This is a genomic window from Aromatoleum evansii (genome assembly GCF_012910805.1).
Lineage (GTDB): Bacteria > Pseudomonadota > Gammaproteobacteria > Burkholderiales > Rhodocyclaceae > Aromatoleum > Aromatoleum evansii.
The window spans coordinates 19115-36953 of record NZ_WTVK01000055.1; the positions used below are offsets into that span (position 1 = coordinate 19115).

Annotated in this window: 15 protein-coding genes; 8 read left to right on the forward strand and 7 right to left on the reverse strand. The window is 67.2% G+C overall.

The window, feature by feature from the left end; translation table 11 throughout:
* Positions 1 to 7: 7 nt before the first annotated feature.
* Positions 8 to 838, reverse strand: coding sequence for an alpha/beta fold hydrolase (locus tag GO615_RS21960; protein ID WP_169132015.1), 831 nt, complete (start codon positions 836 to 838; stop codon positions 8 to 10).
* Positions 839 to 1158: 320 nt separating this feature from the next.
* Between GO615_RS21960 and GO615_RS21965 the strand changes: the two genes are divergently transcribed.
* From GO615_RS21965 to GO615_RS22000, 8 genes are all read left to right on the forward strand, one after another.
* Positions 1159 to 2727 (forward strand): amidase, encoded by a 1569-nt coding sequence (locus GO615_RS21965; protein ID WP_169132016.1) that lies wholly within the window; start codon positions 1159 to 1161, stop codon positions 2725 to 2727.
* 10 nt (positions 2728 to 2737) lie between these two features.
* Positions 2738 to 3619: an SDR family NAD(P)-dependent oxidoreductase gene (locus GO615_RS21970; RefSeq protein ID WP_169132017.1), complete on the forward strand. Its 882-nt coding sequence runs from the start codon at positions 2738 to 2740 to the stop codon at positions 3617 to 3619.
* A gap of 115 nt (positions 3620 to 3734) precedes the next feature.
* Complete coding sequence (locus GO615_RS21975) at positions 3735 to 4520, forward strand: SDR family oxidoreductase (protein ID WP_339380105.1); 786 nt, start codon at positions 3735 to 3737, stop codon at positions 4518 to 4520.
* 10 nt (positions 4521 to 4530) lie between these two features.
* The gene (locus GO615_RS21980) at positions 4531 to 4992 is read left to right on the forward strand and encodes a MaoC family dehydratase (protein ID WP_169132019.1); all 462 of its coding nucleotides are present in this window, start codon (positions 4531 to 4533) and stop codon (positions 4990 to 4992) included.
* A 56-nt stretch (positions 4993 to 5048) separates the two neighbouring features.
* The gene (locus tag GO615_RS21985; RefSeq protein ID WP_169132020.1) at positions 5049 to 6251 is read left to right on the forward strand and encodes an acetyl-CoA C-acyltransferase; all 1203 of its coding nucleotides are present in this window, start codon (positions 5049 to 5051) and stop codon (positions 6249 to 6251) included.
* 11 nt (positions 6252 to 6262) lie between these two features.
* Positions 6263 to 6937, forward strand: a complete 675-nt coding sequence (locus GO615_RS21990; RefSeq protein WP_169132021.1) for an EthD domain-containing protein — start codon at positions 6263 to 6265, stop codon at positions 6935 to 6937.
* A 191-nt stretch (positions 6938 to 7128) separates the two neighbouring features.
* Complete coding sequence (locus GO615_RS21995; protein WP_169132022.1) at positions 7129 to 8511, forward strand: DUF1329 domain-containing protein; 1383 nt, start codon at positions 7129 to 7131, stop codon at positions 8509 to 8511.
* Positions 8512 to 8537: 26 nt separating this feature from the next.
* Positions 8538 to 10178: a DUF1302 domain-containing protein gene (locus GO615_RS22000; protein ID WP_339380106.1), complete on the forward strand. Its 1641-nt coding sequence runs from the start codon at positions 8538 to 8540 to the stop codon at positions 10176 to 10178.
* 157 nt (positions 10179 to 10335) lie between these two features.
* Here the strand turns inward: GO615_RS22000 and GO615_RS22005 are convergent, their stop codons facing one another.
* The 6 genes from GO615_RS22005 to GO615_RS29765 all read right to left on the reverse strand — a co-directional run.
* A complete protein-coding gene (locus GO615_RS22005; protein ID WP_169132023.1) occupies positions 10336 to 11289 on the reverse strand; it encodes an NAD(P)H-dependent flavin oxidoreductase in 954 nt (317 codons plus the stop codon).
* Positions 11290 to 11401: 112 nt separating this feature from the next.
* Positions 11402 to 13012, reverse strand: a complete 1611-nt coding sequence (locus GO615_RS22010; RefSeq protein ID WP_169132024.1) for an AMP-binding protein — start codon at positions 13010 to 13012, stop codon at positions 11402 to 11404.
* Positions 13013 to 13044: 32 nt separating this feature from the next.
* Positions 13045 to 14223, reverse strand: a complete 1179-nt coding sequence (locus GO615_RS22015; protein WP_169132025.1) for a CaiB/BaiF CoA transferase family protein — start codon at positions 14221 to 14223, stop codon at positions 13045 to 13047.
* Positions 14224 to 14243: 20 nt separating this feature from the next.
* Positions 14244 to 15473, reverse strand: coding sequence for an acyl-CoA dehydrogenase family protein (locus tag GO615_RS22020; protein WP_169132026.1), 1230 nt, complete (start codon positions 15471 to 15473; stop codon positions 14244 to 14246).
* A 14-nt stretch (positions 15474 to 15487) separates the two neighbouring features.
* Positions 15488 to 16576 carry an acyl-CoA dehydrogenase family protein gene (locus GO615_RS22025; RefSeq protein ID WP_169132027.1) on the reverse strand — a complete coding sequence of 363 codons (1089 nt, stop codon included), beginning with the start codon at positions 16574 to 16576 and terminating at the stop codon, positions 15488 to 15490.
* Between the two features lie 40 nt (positions 16577 to 16616).
* A partial coding sequence (locus tag GO615_RS29765) for a 3-hydroxyacyl-CoA dehydrogenase (protein WP_246262408.1) occupies positions 16617 to 17839 on the reverse strand: 1223 nt, incomplete at its 5' end.

Below are 17839 nucleotides of genomic sequence, written 5' to 3' on the forward strand. Positions count from 1 at the left end.
ACTCGGCTTACCCCTTGGTCAGAAAATCGATGCAACTGCGGTTGAAGAGATTACGATGTTCGACCTGCACCCAGTGGCCGCAGCGGTTGAGCAGGATCATGCGCGCATTGCGGGCGTTCTCGATCAGCTTGAGGGCACCGCTGTGCGGGTTGAACTTGTCGTCGGTGCCCCAGAAGCCGAAGATCGGCGCGCTGATCTCATGCAGGCGCTCCGTCATGTTCGGCACCAGCATCGTGGAGAACAGGTTGGCCGGCTGCAAGGGGGCAATGGCGGCGCGCTCGGCGATGATCGCGTCGTCGAGCAGTGCCGGATCGAACACCTGCAGGCTCATCACATGGCGCATCTGTGCCGGGCCCATCGGCCCCTTGGCGAAGGTCTCGACCATGCGCACGATGCCTTCCATGCGGAAGTAGGTTTCGCGCTCCTCGACGCCGCCCGGCGCCATCAGGATCAGGCGCTCGACCGTCTCGGGATGCGCCAGCGCCTGGCCCAGCGCGATGGCGCCGCCGAGCGAGTTGCCGAGCAGGGTGCAGCGCTCGATGCCGATCGCGCGCAGGAAGGCGTGCAGGTTGGCGACGAAGAAATCGAGGTCGTACTGCGCGTCGGCGGGTTTGTCCGACCGCCCGAAGCCGGGCAGGTCGAGCACGATGTTGCGGAAACCGGCCTCGGCGAAGGCCGGGTAATTGCCCTTGAAGTTGCTGTAGCCGCTCGCCCCCGGGCCGCTGCCATGCAGCCATACGACCGCCGGCCCCTGACCGACGTCGAGATAATGCAGACGCAGGCCGGTGTCGAGCTCGACGAACTGCTCGAGAGGGATGGGCAGGTCGGGTGAATTCATCAGGGGGCTCCTGGCGGGAAGGGGGTGATTGATTGTTCAGGCGTCTGAAATGGCGTGGACGAAGGTTCTCATTGGAGGCTTATTCTCCCGCTCCGAAGCAGGGAGGCATCGTCCATTCAGACGAATCGTGCCGCGATACCGCCGGCGGCGCGTAGTCTCAACGGACGATGAGGCGCACGGAGGGGCTTCGGACAATTCGGGGGAATTTCCATCAGGTCTGTCGCGCGGCGTCGGCCATTTCGGGAAGAAACCGTCCGCTGTTATCGTCCGACCTGGAGACAGGCCGGCGATGCCGGAATGGACAGTCTGGGGAAGCTTGCATGGACGAAAACGACATCACGCCGGCGCGGCGCAATTTCCTGAAAGCCGGTGCCGCGCTGGGTGCAACCGCGGTGGCCGGGCTGGGCCCCGGCATGGCTGCTGCGGCGCGGCCGCAATCCGCACTGCCGCTGCCCGAATATGAGCGCTGGGATGCGATTGAGATCGCGCGCCGGATCCGGCGTGGGGACGTGAGGCCGAGCGAGGTGCTCGAAGCGGCGATCGCCCGCGCCGAAGCGTATTCAGTCGTCAATGCCGTCACCACGCCACATTTCGACCTCGCCCGGGAGCTGGCACGGGCGCTGGATGCCGCCGGCCGGGCCGAACGCGAGGCGAGGCCGCCCTTTTCCGGCGTGCCCTTCGCGTTAAAGGATCTTGCCGTCGCACTGAAGGGGACTGTCACTACCAACGGCTGCGCCTTCTTCAAGGATGCGGTCGCCGACCATGACTCCACGCTGGTGCAGCGCTACAAGGCGGCGGGGATGAACATCTTCGCCAAGCTCGCGACGCCAGAGTTTGGGCAGACCGGAACCACCGAGTCGCGCCTATTCGGCCCTACGCGCAATCCGTGGGACCTTGGACGCAGCTCGGGCGGTTCGTCTGGCGGCGCGTCGGCAGCCGTTGCGGCGGGAGTCCTGCCGGTCGCGCATGCCAGCGACGGCGGCGGCTCGATCCGCATCCCCGCGTCGCACTGCGGCCTGTTCGGCCTCAAGCCCAGCCGCGGCCTCATTCCGATGGGGCCGGGGGCGCTGGAGGGCTGGATGGGGCTGTCTGCGCACAACGTGATCAGCCGCAGCGTGCGCGACACCGCCTGGTTGATGCAGCTGAGCCAGGGGGCCGAACCGGGAACGCGCGCGGCGCCCGCCACCGCCGATCTCGTGAAGGCGCTCGGCCGCTTCCCCAAGGGGCTGAAGATCGGGCTCTTCGACACCAATCTCTTCGGCATGGGCGTTCATCCCGAATGCCTCGAGGCATTGCACAAGGCGGCGACCTTGTGCGCCGGGCTCGGCCATCATGTCGAACCCATCTCGCTGCAGCAACTGCCCTTCCTCGAAATGTTCGGCAGCATGGGCGTAATGACCGGCACCGGCATGTTGTACACGGTGCGGGCGCGCGAGAAGCTCGTCGGGCGCCCCGCGCGCGAAGCCGAATTCGAGCCGATCAACTGGCTCACGCTGCAGAAGGCGCAGAAATACACGGCTGAGCAGCTCTACGCGGCGCGATCGGTCTTCGACCAGGCGGGGCGGATCATCGACGAGGTGTGCGGGCGCTACGACCTGATCCTGTCGCCGACCACCGCTGCGCTGCCGCCCAAGCTCGGCGAACTGTCGCTGGATCAGCCCTTCGACGACTTCGCTAAGCGGGCCGTGCTCGCCTCGCCCTTCACCGCGATGTTCAACATGAGCGGACATCCCGCGATGTCGGTTCCGCTACACTGGAGCGCCGAAGGCATGCCGATCGGCGTGCAGTTCGCGGCCCCGTATGGCGGCGAGGCGCGGCTGATTGCCCTCGCGGCGCAGCTCGAAAAGGCCGCGCCGTGGGCCGACCGCCGTCCGCCCGCGCTCGCGTGAGGGCGATCGGATGAACGCCGCTCCCTCGACCGGCGTTGCCGTCGTCACCGGCGCCAGTCGCGGCGTCGGGCGCGGCATTGCCGAGGCGCTCGGCGCTGCGGGCATGACGGTTTACGTCACCGGGCGCAGCGAACGCGAAGGTGAATGCCGGGTGGGCGACGCCGTGCTCGCCGGTACCATCCACGACAGCGCCGCGGCAGTCAGCGCCACCGGTGGCCACGGTATCGCGGTGCATTGCGACCACGGTGACGATGCCCAGGTCGAGGCCTTGTTCGAGCGCGTCGCGCGAGAGCAGGGACGCCTCGACATCCTCGTGAACAACGCCATCTGCATCGACGACAGCCTCATCGAGCCCGGCCCGTTCTGGGAGAAGCCGCGCAGCCAGGCAGCGATCCTGGACGTCGGCCTGCGCTCCAACTACATCGCCACGCACTGCGCCGCACCGTTGCTGTTGCAGAGCGGACAGGGACTGGTGGCCTTCACCTCGTCCTACGGCGCGGGCTGCTACATGCACGGGCCGGCCTACGGGGCGCAGAAGGCCGGCTGCGACAAGATGGCGTACGACATGGCGGTCGATTTCGAAGGCACCGGCGTCGCGGTGGTGTCGCTGTGGCTCGGCATGCAGCGCACCGAGCGCACGGCGTTCGCGGCCCGTCGCCGCCCCGACGCGTACGGCGGCATCGGCACGCGCAGCGAAAGCCCACAGTTCTCGGGGCGCGTGATCGAGGCCCTTTGGCGCGACCCGGAACGGGCGAGCCTGTCGGGGCAGACCCTGATCGTCGCCGAACTCGCGCTGCGCTACGGCCTCCGCGACGAGGATGGGCGTCAGCCGCCGTCGTGGCGCGCGACCCTGGGCGCCCCGCGCGAGTTCCACCCGACCCGCGTGGCGTGAGATCCGGCGGCACGTGCCGCTGGCCTTTCTGCCCGCATCCCGTCCGTTTTGACGATGCGGCCGGGTAGGCGGGGCCTCAAGAATGGCGTCGTATCCATTCTTCGAGGTTCACGCCGTGAGACAAGCGCCTTCCTACGTGCCCGGCCATCAGCTGCTCGCCGGCAAGTCCGTCCTCATCACCGCCGCAGCCGGCGCCGGCATCGGCTTCGCCGCCGCCCGCAAGGCCGCGGAGGAGGGCTGCCGGGCGTTGATGATCTCGGACATTCACCCGCGCCGCCTGGAAGAGGCGGTCGCCCGGCTGAAGTCCGAAACCGGACTGCAGGCAGTCTGGGGGCAACTGTGCAACGTCACGAACGAGGAGGAAGTCCAGGCCCTCGTGGCGGCGGCCGAAGACCGGCTGGGTGGCGTCGACGTGCTGATCAACAACGCCGGCTTGGGCGGCGAGAAGCGCGTCACTGAAATGAGCGACGAGGAATGGACGCGCGTCCTCGACATCACGCTCACCGGCACCTTCCGCATGACGCGCGCGATGTTGCCGCACATGGAACGGCGCGGTCGCGGCGCCATCGTCAATAACGCGTCGGTGCTAGGCTGGCGCGCGCAGAAGGGGCAGGCGCACTACGCGGCCGCCAAGGCCGGCGTGATGGCGCTGACACGCTGCTCGGCGCTGGAGGCGGCCGAGCACGGCGTGCGCATCAACGCCGTGTCGCCCTCGATCGCGCTCCATGATTTCCTGAAGAAGGCCTCCAGCGAGGAACTGCTCGCGCAGCTTGCGAGCCGCGAGGCCTTCCGCCGCGCCGCCGAGGTGTGGGAGGTCGCCAACGTGATGGTCTTCCTCGCCAGCGACTACGCGTCCTACATGACCGGCGAAGTGCTCTCCGTCAGCTCGCAGCACGCGTGAGGAGATCCGCATGAGCTTCGTTTTTTCCAGCACCGACGAGCTCGTTGCCGCCGAGGGGCGCGACCTGGGCGCCACCGATTGGGTCGAGATGACGCAGGACCGGGTGAACCGCTTCGCAGACGCGACCGACGACCACCAGTGGATCCACGTCGACCCGGAACGCGCGAAGGACGGCCCCTTCGGCGCGTGCATCGCGCACGGTTACCTGACGCTCGCGCTCGCCAACCTGTTCCTGCCGCGGCTGATCCGCGCCGAGAACCTGAAGATGGGCGTGAACGTCGGCTGCGAGCGCGTGCGCTTCCCCGCCCCGGTCAGGGTCGGAGCACGCATCCGCGGGCGCGGCGAGATCCTCCGCGTCGAGCGCATCCGCGAGGCCGTGCAGTCGACCGTGCGCGTGACGATCGAGATCGAGGACAGCGAGCGCCCGGCCTGCGTCGTCGACACCATCAGCCGCTACACCTTCGCAGACTGACCCCGCAAATCATTCCATCCCCTCCCGATTCCAGACGCAACCGGAGAACACAAGCCATGAGCGAAGCCGTCATCGTATCCACTGCGCGCACTGCACTGACCAAGTCCTTCCGCGGTTCCTTCAACGATACGGAGGCCCCCGTGCTGGGCGGCCACGTCGTGCGCGCCGTGGTCGAGCGCGCGGGGATCGAGCCCGAAGCGGTCGAGGACGTGATCATGGGGGCCGCCGTGCAGCAGGGCACCCAGGCCTACAACATCGGCCGCCTGTGTGCCTACACCGGCGGCCTGCCCGACAGCGTGCCGGGCATGGCGCTCGACCGCATGTGCGCCTCCGGGCTGATGGCCATCGGCGTCGCCGCCAAGAACATCCTCGCCGGCGAGATGAAGATCGCGGTGGCGGGCGGCGTCGAGTCGCTGTCGCTCACGCAGACCAAACACAAGAACACCTACCGCGCGCAGTCCGAAGCGGTGAAGGCCGTCGTGCCGGCGGCCTACATCCCGATGCTCGAGACCGCCGAGATCGTCTCCCGCCGCTATGGCATCAGCCGTGCGGCGCAGGACGAGTTCTCGCTGCAGAGCCAGCAGCGCACCGCGGCGGCGCAGGCGGCAGGCCGCTTCGACGACGAGATCGTGCCGCTGGCGGCGAAGAAGCTGCTGTTCGACAAGGAAGGCAAGCCCGCCGGCCACGAGGACGTGATCGCCACTCGCGACGAGTGCAACCGCGCCTCGACGACGCTGGAAGACCTCGCGAAGCTGCAGCCGGTCTTCAAGGACGGCCAGTGGGTCGGGCAGGGCGAGTTCATCACCGCCGGCAACGCGTCGCAGCTCTCCGACGGCGCCTCGGCCGCGTTGGTGATGAGCCGTATGGAGGCCGAGCGTCGCGGCATAGCCCCGCTGGGCGCGTATCGCGGCATCGCCGTCGCAGGCTGCGCGCCCGACGAGATGGGCATCGGGCCGGTCTTCGCGATCCCCAAGCTGCTCGACCGCTTCGGCCTGAAGGTGAGCGACGTTGGCCTGTGGGAGATCAATGAAGCCTTTGCCTGCCAGGTGCTCTACAGCCGCGACAAGCTGGGCATCCCCAACGAGCGCCTGAACGTCAATGGCGGCGCGATCGCCATCGGCCACCCTTTCGGCATGTCGGGGGCGCGCATGGTCGGCCACGCGCTGCTCGAAGGCCGGCAGCGCGGCGTGAAATACGTCGTCGTGTCGATGTGCATCGGCGGCGGAATGGGCGCTGCGGGCCTGTTCGAGGTCCTGTAGGCGGCGGCCCGATGGACGCCTGGAAGATGATCTACCTCGCGCGGCGCAATCCGGCGCTCCGCGCCGAGGACTTCCCGCAGGCCTGGCGCGAGCACTCCGCGCTGGGGCGGCAGTGCGCCAACGTGCGCGACAAGGTGCTCGCGGTGACGCAGTGCTCGCGCGTGCTCGATCCCCCGGCGCCGCTGCCCGGTACATCCCCGGATTACGACGGCGTGAACCTGCTGGCGTTGCGTGACCGACAGGCGGCCGACGACATCTGGAACGACCCGGAGACGCTCGCGATCATGCGTCCCGACGAGCCGCGCGTGTTCTCGACCTACGTGCGCGACTTCACGCTGATCGCACGGGAAAGCGTGATCGTCGACGGCCCGCGCAGCGATGTCTGCGTGGCGTTCTTCCTCCGCACCCGTGACGGGCCGGCGCCGGCGGCTGCGCCGATCGGCGGGCCGGACATGACGCCCTGGCTGCGTGCCCGGAGGGTGGTCGCGAACGTCGTCGATGGAGCCCGCCCTGCTGGCTACGAGTTCGATCTGATCGTCGAAGCCTGGTACGAATCGGTCGAGCGCGCCCTCATGGGGTTCGCCGGCCGGCCGGTATGGGACCGGCTGCCGAACTCCCTTTCCAGCCGTGTCGACGTCGGGCGGTCCGTCTGCCTGCTGACGCACGTCACCCATCGCCGGCCTTGACGAAAGACGCTTTGGAGCTATTACTTTCGACATAGTTTGCCCCGTTTAGTCCCAACGGACGATGTGAGGGCTGGTCAAGGCGAAAAAAATGGCGACAGATGCGCAGAAGCGTTAGCACAACGACTGGTGGCATCTACACAAGTGTTTAACCGAAACACAGAATAAAGACGCCGAATAGGCAGGAGACATAGATGATGAGAACCCGTATCTGGATACCGGTCATGGCGACGGTGGCGCTCGCGGTGACCGGGGGCCAAGCGGCGGCCAAGGTCAGCGATGCCGAGGCAGCCCGGCTGGGCAAGGATCTGACCTGCGTCGGCGCCGAGGCGGCCGGCAACAAGGACGGCACTATTCCCGCCTTTTCCGGCAAGTGGCTGGGTACCCCGCCGGGCGTGAAATACACCCTGCACGTCGGCCAGCATCCCGTGGATCCCTATGCCGACGACAAGCCGCTATTCGAGATCACCGCGGCCAATCTGGAGCAGCACGCGAGCAAGCTCAGCGACGGCCAGAAGGCGATGTTCAAGAAGTATCCCGATACCTTCCGAATTCCTGTTTATCAGAGTCGGCGCGACTTCAGATATCCGGATGCCATTTGCGAGCTGGCCAAGAAAAACGCGCTTGAAGCCGAACTGATCGACGACGGCCTCGGCTATACGGGCCACAAGGGACCCGTGGGCTTCCCGATTCCGAAATCGCCGATGGAAGTTCTCGCCAACATGAACTTCCCGTACCGGGCCTTCACGGAGCACGTGGTGCGGGACATCGCGGACGTAGGGTCGGATGGCAGCATCACCTGGGGTCGGCAGCTCAACAAGAACCTGAACATCGTCTCGCAGCCCGGCGAATTGGGTAAGCCGATGGAGGGTCTGATGGCCTACTCGCTGTCGGGGACCCTGTTGCCCGAGCGCGACCGTGGCAGCTTCACCGCCTCTCAGGAGCCCGTCAACTTTGCCCGTGCGAAACGCCTTGCCTGGACCTACGACCCGGGTACGCGGCGGGTGCGCCAGTTGCCGACCTATGGGTTCGACACTCCGATGGGCGGCACGAGCGGCAAGATGACCATCGATCAGGATCGCCTGATGAACGGTGATCCCAGCCGCTACGAATGGAAGCTGCACGGCAAGAAGGAGATGTACATCCCGGCGAACGCATACCGTCTGCACTCCAGCAAGGTGAAGTACGCGGATCTCTTGCAAAAGGGACACGCGAACCCGGCGCATCTTCGGTACGAGCTTCGTCGTGTGTGGGTGCTGGAAGGTTCGCTGAAGGAAGGTTACCGCCATCTGTTCGGCAAGCGCGTGCTGTTCATCGATGAAGACAACTGGCAGGCCTCGATGGGGGACTTCTACGACCAACGCGGAAAGCTTTGGCAGCACGGCTTCATCAACCACTTCTATGCGTTCGACCTCAACGCCTGGCAGGCCGGCACCGCCTTTTATCACGACCTCGATTCAGGCGGCTACGTCGCCTTCAACCTGATCCAGGAGCGTGAGAAATCCTGGGTCCTCAACGGCGGCGACCTCTCGCCCGACATGTACACCCCCGCCGCGCTGCGTGCGCTGGGCCAGTGATGCACTTGACTTTCCGGGGAGTAGACATGATGAAAATGCACAACAAGATGAAGCCGATCGCGCTCGCCGTGGTCGGCATGGGCATCGCGATTCCCGCGTCGGCCTTCGAAACGAAAGTGTTCGAAAACGGGGCGACCTTTGAATCGCGCGTGACGACGACCTATACGCTGTCCACCCGCCTCGAAGACCGCGATTCCTTGCTGACGAAGAATGCCGCGGGCAATGACGGCAACAATAACTTCGACAAGGGGGCATTGACGTCGAATCGCGTGAGCGCCTTGCTGGACACTCACTTCAAGAAGGGAAATTCCGGTTTCGTTCTGTCTGCCAGCACCTTCTACGACGACGTTTACCACAATTCCAACGACAACGACGGCACCTCGTTTCCGAACAAGATCGGCGGAGACGCCGACGAGTTCAGCAGTGACACCAAGCGCTACCACGGCGGTTACAGCCGCTTGCTGGACGTCTACGGGTACACCTCGTTCGACATTGGCGAGCAGGGGCGGGCGACTGTCCGCCTCGGCAAGCACGTCGTGTCATGGGGAGAGACGCTTTTCATTCCGGGTATTTCGGGTGCTCAAGGGCCCGCGGATGGCACCAAGGCTGGCATCCCTGGCACGGAGGTCAAGGATCAGTTGCTGCCCGAGGACCAGATCTCGGTGCTTTACGAGGTCAATGACAGGCTGTCGCTGATGGCGCACGCCCAGTACCACTGGCACAAGACGCTGATCAATGCGCCGGGCTCCTTCCTGAGTACTTCGGATATCGTCGGGCCGGGCGCAGTTTGCATGACACCTGGGCCGGGTCCGTGCAGGATGCCCCGGAGGGACGATGAGAAGCCGGGCAAAACCGGGCAATGGGGTGTCGGCGGCAAGTACCGCGTGACCGACGAAACCGAGCTTGGCCTGATCTACCTGCGATACCACGATCGCGCACCGATGGTCGATGTCGATTCTCTCCTTTCGGATGGCAACGGTTTCGGTTTCAATCATCGCTACTTCGAAGACATTGAACTGCTTGGCGCGACCTTCAGCACGACCTTCGGTATCGCCACCCTGGGCGGTGAAATTTCCTATCGGAAAGATGCCCCTGCGCTCGTGAATACGCGGCTGGGCTCCAGTGTGATCCCGACCGCCACGACTGCCGACGTGGTGCAGACCAACGTCAATACCTTCATCAACCTGGGCCGGACCTTCCTTGCGCCCCAGGCCAACTTCCTCGCCGAATTGGCCTATACCGACGTGCGTAATCCGGATGCCCGTCGGGTGCCGGGCGCGACCGGTGATGTCTCGCGGACGTTTGCGCCGGGCTTTGGGGTCGTGCCCGTGCCCACGCCCGTGTCGGAATCGTTGAGCTTCGGCAGCTATGGTCTCGCCTTCGCATCGACGCTCAGTCTGACCTATCCGGGTATCCTCGAGAATTGGGAGCTCGGTGTTCCGATCAGCTACTCACGTCAGCTGAAGGGCCGCACCCTGCAGGGCAACCTCGGCATGGGGGAGGGCGACCACCGTCTGAGTGTCGGCGCGACGATGACCTATCGCCGCAACCTGCAAATCGGCCTGACCTATCTGGGGTATTTCGGCGATGCCAGTCTCGACCCGGTCAAAAACCGTCAATTGACCGATCGGGACCAGCTTTCGCTGGTCGTCAAGTATTCGTTCTGAGCACGCTTTCCTCAAGACACGAAACCGGGCTTGAAGCCCGGTTTTTTTTCGACCGTTGTGGCGAGCCGTGCAGGGCATCCCGATCCGCGCGTGTGCCGGAGCGGATCCCGGTTTCCTGCTCGCTGCCGGAAGCGGTCCCCGCCTCGAACGCCCGATCTCAGCGCGCCGCCGACTCGTACTCGGCGCGCAGCCGCGCGACCAGTTCCGCGACGTCCGGGACGTCGTGGATCGTGCCGATTCCCTGGCCCGCCGACCACACGTCTTTCCAGGCCTTGGGCTTGTGTTCCTGGCCGGCGAAGAGGTCGTCCTTGCCGCCGTTTTCGCGCGCGGCCAGTGCGGCCGGATCGATGCCTGCGGCGATCACGCTGTTCCTGAGGTAGTTGGCCGAGATGCCGCTGAAGGCCGGCGTGTAGAGGATGTCCGCGGCGGTGTCGCGCACGATCATCGCCTTGTGGCCGCGGACGGCCGCGGCTTCGCGCGTGGCGAGGAAGCGGGTGCCCATGTAGCCCAGATCGGCGCCGAGCACCTCGGCCGCGCGCAGGCTGCGGCCGGAAGAAATGGCGCCGGCGAGCACCAGCGGCCCGTCCCAGAATTCGCGCACCTCGGAGACGAAGGCGAAGGGCGACAGGGTGCCGCCGTGGCCGCCCGCGCCGGTGCAGACAAGGATCAGCGCATCGACGCCGCATTCGATGGCCTTGCGCGCATGGGCAACGCTGATCACGTCGTGCAGGACGATGCCGCCATAGCCATGCACCTTCTCGACGACCGTGTCAGGGCGGCCGACCGAGGTGATGACGATCGGGACTTCGTGCGCGACGACGCGGGCGAGGTCTTCGGCCTGCCGCGGATTGGATTTGTGCAGGATCAGGTTCACGCCGAACGGAGCGGCAAGGTTGCCGGGATGAGCGAAGTTCCAGGCCTCTAGCTCCGCGCGGATGCGTTCGAGCCAGTCGTCGAGGGCCGCGGACAGACGGGCGTTCAAGGTCGGGAAGGTCCCGACCACGCCCGCCTTGCATTGTGCGATGACGAGTTCCGGGCCGCTGGCCAGGAACATCGGGGAACAGATGAGGGGCAGGGACAGGCGCCCTGCAAGGATCTCGGGAATCGGCATGACGTCTCGGCGGACGGTGAAAAGAGCAAAGCGGGGACGCTTTGCGCCCCCGCCCCTTTGTTAACGCGACAACTCCGTACCCTTCGGAGAACGGATGTCTATGCGTGCTGCATCAGCAGTTCAACGCGGACCCGGCGACCTCGCGCGCCCAGGGATAGTTGGCCTTGCCGGCCGCTGAGCGCTTCACCTCCGGAACGAGGACAATGTCCTTGGGAATCTTGTAGTTCGCGATGTGCTGCTGGCATAGCGCCCGCAATTGCTGCGGGTCGAGGCACAGGCCGGGGCGGGGGGCGATGACCGCGACGACCTTCTGCCCCCAGCGCGGGTCGGGCAGGCCGACGACGAGGGCATCGAGCACGTCCGGGCTCATGCGCAGGACTTCCTCGACCTCCTCGGGGAAGACCTTCTCGCCGCCGGTGTTGATGCAGTTCGAGCCGCGGCCGAAGACGACGATCGCGCCGTCGTCGGCGACCTGGGCGGCGTCGCCGGTGAGGACGTAGCGCCGCCCTTCAATGGTGACGAAGGTCTGGGCGGTCTTTTCCGGATCACCGTAATAGCCGAGCGGCAGGTAGCCACTACGCGCGAGAATGCCGGGTTCGCCCGGGGCCGCGAGGCGGCTGCCGTCGACGACGACCGCGAGGTCGGGCCGCGCGGCGATGCGGATCATGCCGCCGTCGGCGGGCTTGCTGCCGAGCCCGAGCTGCCCGCTTTCCGAGGAACCCAGGCCGTTGCTGAAATAGACGTTGCGGGGCAGGTAGGCCTTGAGGCCTTCCTTGAGGTGCTCGGAGAGCACTGCGCCGCCGTTGCCGAACACGAACAGGGCGGAGAGATCCCAGCGGTCCGGCTGCGCGTTGAGGGCGTCGAGGAGCGGCAACGCCATCGCGTCGCCGACGATGGTGAGGCAGTTCACCCGTTCGCGGACGATGAGGTCGAGGATGTGCTCGGCGTCGAAATGATGCTGGTCGTTCAGCACCACGGTGTGGCCGGCCAGCAGCGACACCATCGTTGCCCAGTGGGCGGCGCCGTGCATGAGCGGCGCGACCGGCATGAAGCGCATCGGCGCACCCTTGCGGATGCGGTCGGCCAGTTGTTCCGGCGTGGCGACCGGCCCCTCGGCCGGCACGTATGACGCGCCTCCGCCGAGGCTGCCGAAAAAAAGATCCTTGTGGGGCCACATCACACCCTTGGGCTTGCCGGTGGTGCCGCCGGTGTAGAGCAGGGAGATGTCGTCGTCGCGGCACTGCACGGCGGCGAGGGCCGCCGGGTCGGCGTTCAGGGTGTCGTCGTAGCGTGTCGCGCCGGCCAGCGCGGGGGTGCCCGCGCCGGTGCGCACCTTCACGCGCAGCCCGGGCGCGGCATCGAGGGCCTCGGCGACGGCAGGCTCGAGCTCGGCGCTGTAGAACAGCGCCTTCAGCCCGGCGTTGTCGTAGAGGTAGCGCAGCTCGTCGGCAACGTAGCGATAGTTGATGTTGGCGGGCACGGCGCGCACGCGGCAGGCGGCGAGGAAGGCTTCGAGGTATTCGGCCGAGTTGTACATCTGCAGGCCGACCACGTCGCCCGCGCCGATGCCCTGCCCATGCAGCCAGGCGGCCAGGCGTTCGATGCGCGCGGCCATCTGCCCATAGGTGTGGCGGCTGGCGCCGATCACGAGCGCATCGCGCTCCGGTACGGTCTCGGCGGCGATCGCGAAGAGATCGGCCAGGCTGAAGGTGCGAGAGGTCATGGTGTCTCCGGTGTCTTCGTTGGGGCGGCCGGTCACGCGATCGCGCCGTCGGCCTTGAGTCGCGCGATGGCCTCGGCGGCCCAGCCGAGTTCGCGCAGGATGTCCGCGTTGTGCTCGCCCAGCGCGGGCGGCGGGCGGTCGAGGCTGAAGCGGTAGTTGCTCATCTTCACGGGGAAGGCGAAGTAGGGCGCGCTGCCGCCATCCGGCAAGGGGGTCTGCACGGTCATCTCGCGGGCGGCGGTGTGCGGATGCGCCAGCACCTCGTCGATACGCAGCACCGGGCTGACGCAGGCATCCACGCCGTCGAAGGCCGCGATCCAGTCGGCCAATGTGCGCGCCTTGATGATCGCGGCGACCTGCGCCTTCACCGCGGGGCCGGCCTTGCCCGACGCCCAGCCGCTCCGGGCGAGTTCGGGGCAGCCTGCGGTGTCGCAGAAGTTCTGCCAGAACTTCGGCTCCAGCGCGCCGACCGCGAGATGGCGCCCGTCGGCCGTCTCGTAGGTGGCGTAGCAGGGCAGTCCGCCGCTCAGCGTGTCGTGCCCGGCCGGCACTGCGCGCTTGTACGTGTGCAGACCGGCGAGCGGCTGCACGTTGAGGGCCATCGCGCAATCGGTCATCGAAACGTCAATGAAGCGGCCTTCGCCGCTGCGCTGCGCATCGAACAGCGCGGCGAGGATGGCCATCGCCGCCGAGAGCGCGCCGCCGGCGAGATCGGCGATCGGGAAGTTGCCCGGATGCGGGCTGCCCGTGGCGGGGGCGCTCTGTTCGAGGATGCCGGCGTAGCTCTGGTAGTTGATGTCGTGGCCGCCCAGCGCGGAGAGCGGGCCGTCCTGCCCGTAGCCGCTGATCGAGCAGTACACGAGCCGGGTGTTGGTAGCCTTGAGCGCGTCGTAGCCGAGGCCGAGGCGTGCCATCACGCCGGGGCGGAAGCCTTCGACGAGGATGTCGGCGTTCCGCACCAGCGCGAGGATCACGTCGCGCGCCCCGGGCGCCCGCAGGTCGATGGCCAGCGAGCGCTTGTTGCGATTCACGGCCTGGAAGAAATGCGAGATCGGCGTGCCTTGCGGACCGCGCGCGGCTTCGCCCGAGCCCGGCGGCTCGATCTTGATCACTTCCGCGCCGAGGTCCGCGAGTTGCAGCGTGCACATCGGGCCGGGCAGGAGCTGGGTGAAATCGAGGACCTTGATGCCGCTGAGGGGCTTCGTCGTCATGGATGGACTCCTCCTGCTTCTCAGGCGCGATCGAGGTCGCGGAACGGCACGTTGCGATCCGTGCGGACCTCGCCCGGCAGCCCGAGCACGCGCTCGGCGATCACGTTGCGGAGCACCTCGTCCGTGCCGCCGGCGATCCGCGCGCCGGGCGAGCCGAGCCACAGGCGCTGCAGGTAGGGCCAGTCGCCGCCCAGTGCGTCGGCACCGAGCAGACCCTCGGTGCCGGCGAGTTCCATCGCGAAGGACGAGATGTCCTGCATCGCCTTCGCGGCGACGAGCTTGGTGATGGACATCTCGGGCCCGGGCGTCTTGCCTTTCGACAAGGCGGTGAGGCCGCGCGAAATGATGAGCGCGACGCCCTGCTGGTCGAGATAGGCGTCGGCGATGCGCGCGCGTACCCGCGCGTCCTCGATCGCCGGGCGCTCGTCCCACGTGCAGGTCCGCGCGAGCTCGATCAGGTGCTCGTGCAGGTCGGTCGGCAGATTGCCGCCGACGGACAGGCGTTCCTGCATCAGGGTGCTGAGCATCACCTTCCAGCCGCCGCCCTCCGGGCCGAGGCGGTATTGATCCGGGATCCGCACGTCGGTGAAGAACACCTCGTTGAATTCCGAATCGCCCGACATCTGGTGGATCGGGCGGATCTCGACGCCGGGCGCCTTGAGGTCGACGATGAACATTGTCAGCCCTTCCTGCTTGGGCTTGTCCCAGTCCGTGCGGGCGAGCAGGATGCCGTAGTCGCCGAAGTGCGCCGACGATGTCCACACCTTCTGCCCATTCACGACCCATGCGTCGCCGTCGCGTACTGCGCGCGTGCGGACCGCGCCCGTGTCGGAACCGGCACCCGGTTCGGAAAAGAGCTGGCACCAGATCTCCTCGCCGGCCAGACCCGGGCGCAGGAAGCGCGCCTTGAGTTCGGGAGCGGCCCAGCGCAGCACGGTGGGCAGGCCCATGCCGATGCTGACCTCGAAGATCATCTGCGGGACGAGATAGGCGGCCTCTTCCTGCTGGTAGATCACCTGCTGCATCGCGGTGCCGCCCAGACCGCCGGCTTCGCGCGGCCAGGTGATCGCGGCGTAGCCGGCGGCGGCCTTCTTCGCCTGCCAGGCCTTGGCGCGGGCGAGCTTCGCGGCCTCGTCGAGACCTTCGCCGAACATCTCGTCCGCGCGCGTGCGCCGTTGTCCGTTGGCGGCCAGCCAGGCGCGCACTTCCTCGCGGAACGCGGCTTCTTCGGGAGTATCTTTGAAGTCCATGAGTGGTGCTCCGCTTACGCGGCCTCCTTGATCAGTTCATCGGCGAGGCGGGCGCGCCAGGCGTGTTCACTGCCGATCACCTGCGCGAGGTGACGGGCGCGGCGGTAGTAGAGGTGGCAATCCATCTCCCACGTGAAACCGATGCCGCCATGCAGTTCGATGCCTTCTTCCGCGGCGAACAGGAAGGCGCGCGTCGCGGCCACGCGGGCCGCGGCGGCGGCTCGAGGCAGCTCCGGGGCGTCCGAGGCGAGCGCCCAAGCGCCGTAGTAGGCGTGTGCGCGGGCGAGCTCGATGCGAGTGTAGATGTCGGCCATCTTGTGCTTGAGCGCCTGGAAGCTGCCGATCTGGCGGCCGAAGGCCTTGCGCTCGAGCGAGTAGTCGCGCGCGAGTTCGAGGCTGCGGGCCGCCCCCCCGACCTGCTCGAAGGCCAGCAGGACGGCCGCCCCGTCGAGCACCCGGCGCGCGACGGCTGCGCCATCGGCGGTCGCCAGGCGCTCGGCTGGCGTGGCGGTGAACGCGATCTGCGCCAGCGGGCGCGTGGGGTCGACTGTCGGCAGCGCGATACGCTTCACGCCCGGGCCATTTAGGTCGACCAGGATCAGCTCGGTGCCGACCTGCAGGATCGCGAGCTGCGCGATGGCGCCGTCGAGCAGCACCGGGCTGGTGCCGTCGAGGCGTTGGCCGTCGAAGGCGAGGGGCTGCGGCGCGCGGTAGCGTTCGCTGCCGCCGAGGGCCGCGGTGGCGATCACCTCGCCCTGCGCGATGCCGGGCAGCCAGCGCTGTTTCTGCGCCTCGCTGCCGGCGCGCAGCACCGCTTCGGCGGCGAGGTAGATGCTCGACGACAGTGGCACCGCGGCGAGGTGGCGGCCGGCTTCCTCGGCCACCAGGCATAGTTCCAGATACCCGAGCCCGGCTCCGCCGTAGGCCTCGGGGAGGGCTGCGGTGGCGGCTCCCATCTCGTTGAGGTTGCGCCAGACCTTCGCGCAATAAGTCGCGCGGCCTTCCAGCACCTCGCGCACCGCCTGCGAGGTGCTGTTCTCGGCGAGCATGCTGCGGACCGCGTCCTGCAACAGGCGCTGGTCGTCGGAAAAATCGAAATTCACGGTGTGCTCCTGACTAGGGGGGCGTGCGTGGCGGTTACGATCAGCGCGCGGCCGCGGGCGGGGTCACGCGGTTCGGGCCGTAGAAGGTCCGGCCTTCCGCGGCCATGTCGCGCAGCAGCTTCGGGGCGGCGTATTGGTCGCCGTAGCGCGCCGCGAGGTGATCGCATTCGGCGACGACCTGCGCGATGCCGACGGTGTCCATCATCGAGAACGGACCACCCAGGTAGGCAGGGAAGCCGACGCCGAGGATGGCCCCGACGTCGCCGTCGGCCGGGTCGATCACGATGCCCTCGGCCATCGCCTTGGCGGCGTCGACCAGCTGCGCATACAGCATGCGCGCCTTGACCTCCTCGACCGTCGGCTGCTCCGCGAGCGGCGGGAAGAGTTCTCCGAGGCCCGACCACAGCTGCTTGCTGCCGTCCGCGGCATAGTCGAAGAAGCCCTTGCCGTTCTTGCGCCCGTGCCGGCCGAGTTCGCCGACCAGCTTCTCGACGAGGCGGAAGGTGGGCGTTTCCCTGAAGGCCGCACCTTCGTCCTTCTTGCGTTGCTGGCTGGCGTGATAGGCGGTGTCGAGCCCGATCTCGTCGGACACCGTGAGCGGCCCCACCGGGATGCCGGCCATCTTCGCGGCGTTCTCGATCAACGCCGGATTCACCCCCTCGGTGACCATCGCGAGGCTCTCGTTGACGTAGGCGCCGATGAAGCGGCTGGTGAAGAAGCCCGGTCCGTCATTCACGACGATGGGGGTCTTCTTCATCGCCTGCACGAGATCCAGCGCACGCGCCAGCGCCTCGGGCGAGGTCTTGCGCCCGCGGATGATCTCCACGAGCGGCATGCGCTCGACGGGCGAGAAGAAGTGCATGCCGATGAAGTTCTGCGGCCGCTCGCCCGCCTCGGCCAGCTCGGTGATCGGCAGGCCCGAAGTGTTCGACGCGATCACCGCATCCTTCGGTAGCACGGCCTCCAGCCTGCGCGTCACGTCGGCCTTGATTGCGCGGTCTTCGAAGACGGCCTCGACGACGAGCTCGACATCCGCGAGGCCGGCATAGTCGGTGGTCGGATGGATGCGCGCGAGGATCGCGTCGGCCTTCTCCTGCGTCATGCGCCCCTTCGCGATGTCCTTTTCGAGGCGCTTCATGGAGTAGACCTTGCCCTTGTCGGCGCCGGCCTGGTCACGGTCGATGAGCACCGTCTCGATGCCGAGCTTCGCGCAGTGGTAGGCGATGCCCGCCCCCATGAGGCCCTGTCTCTTATACACATCTG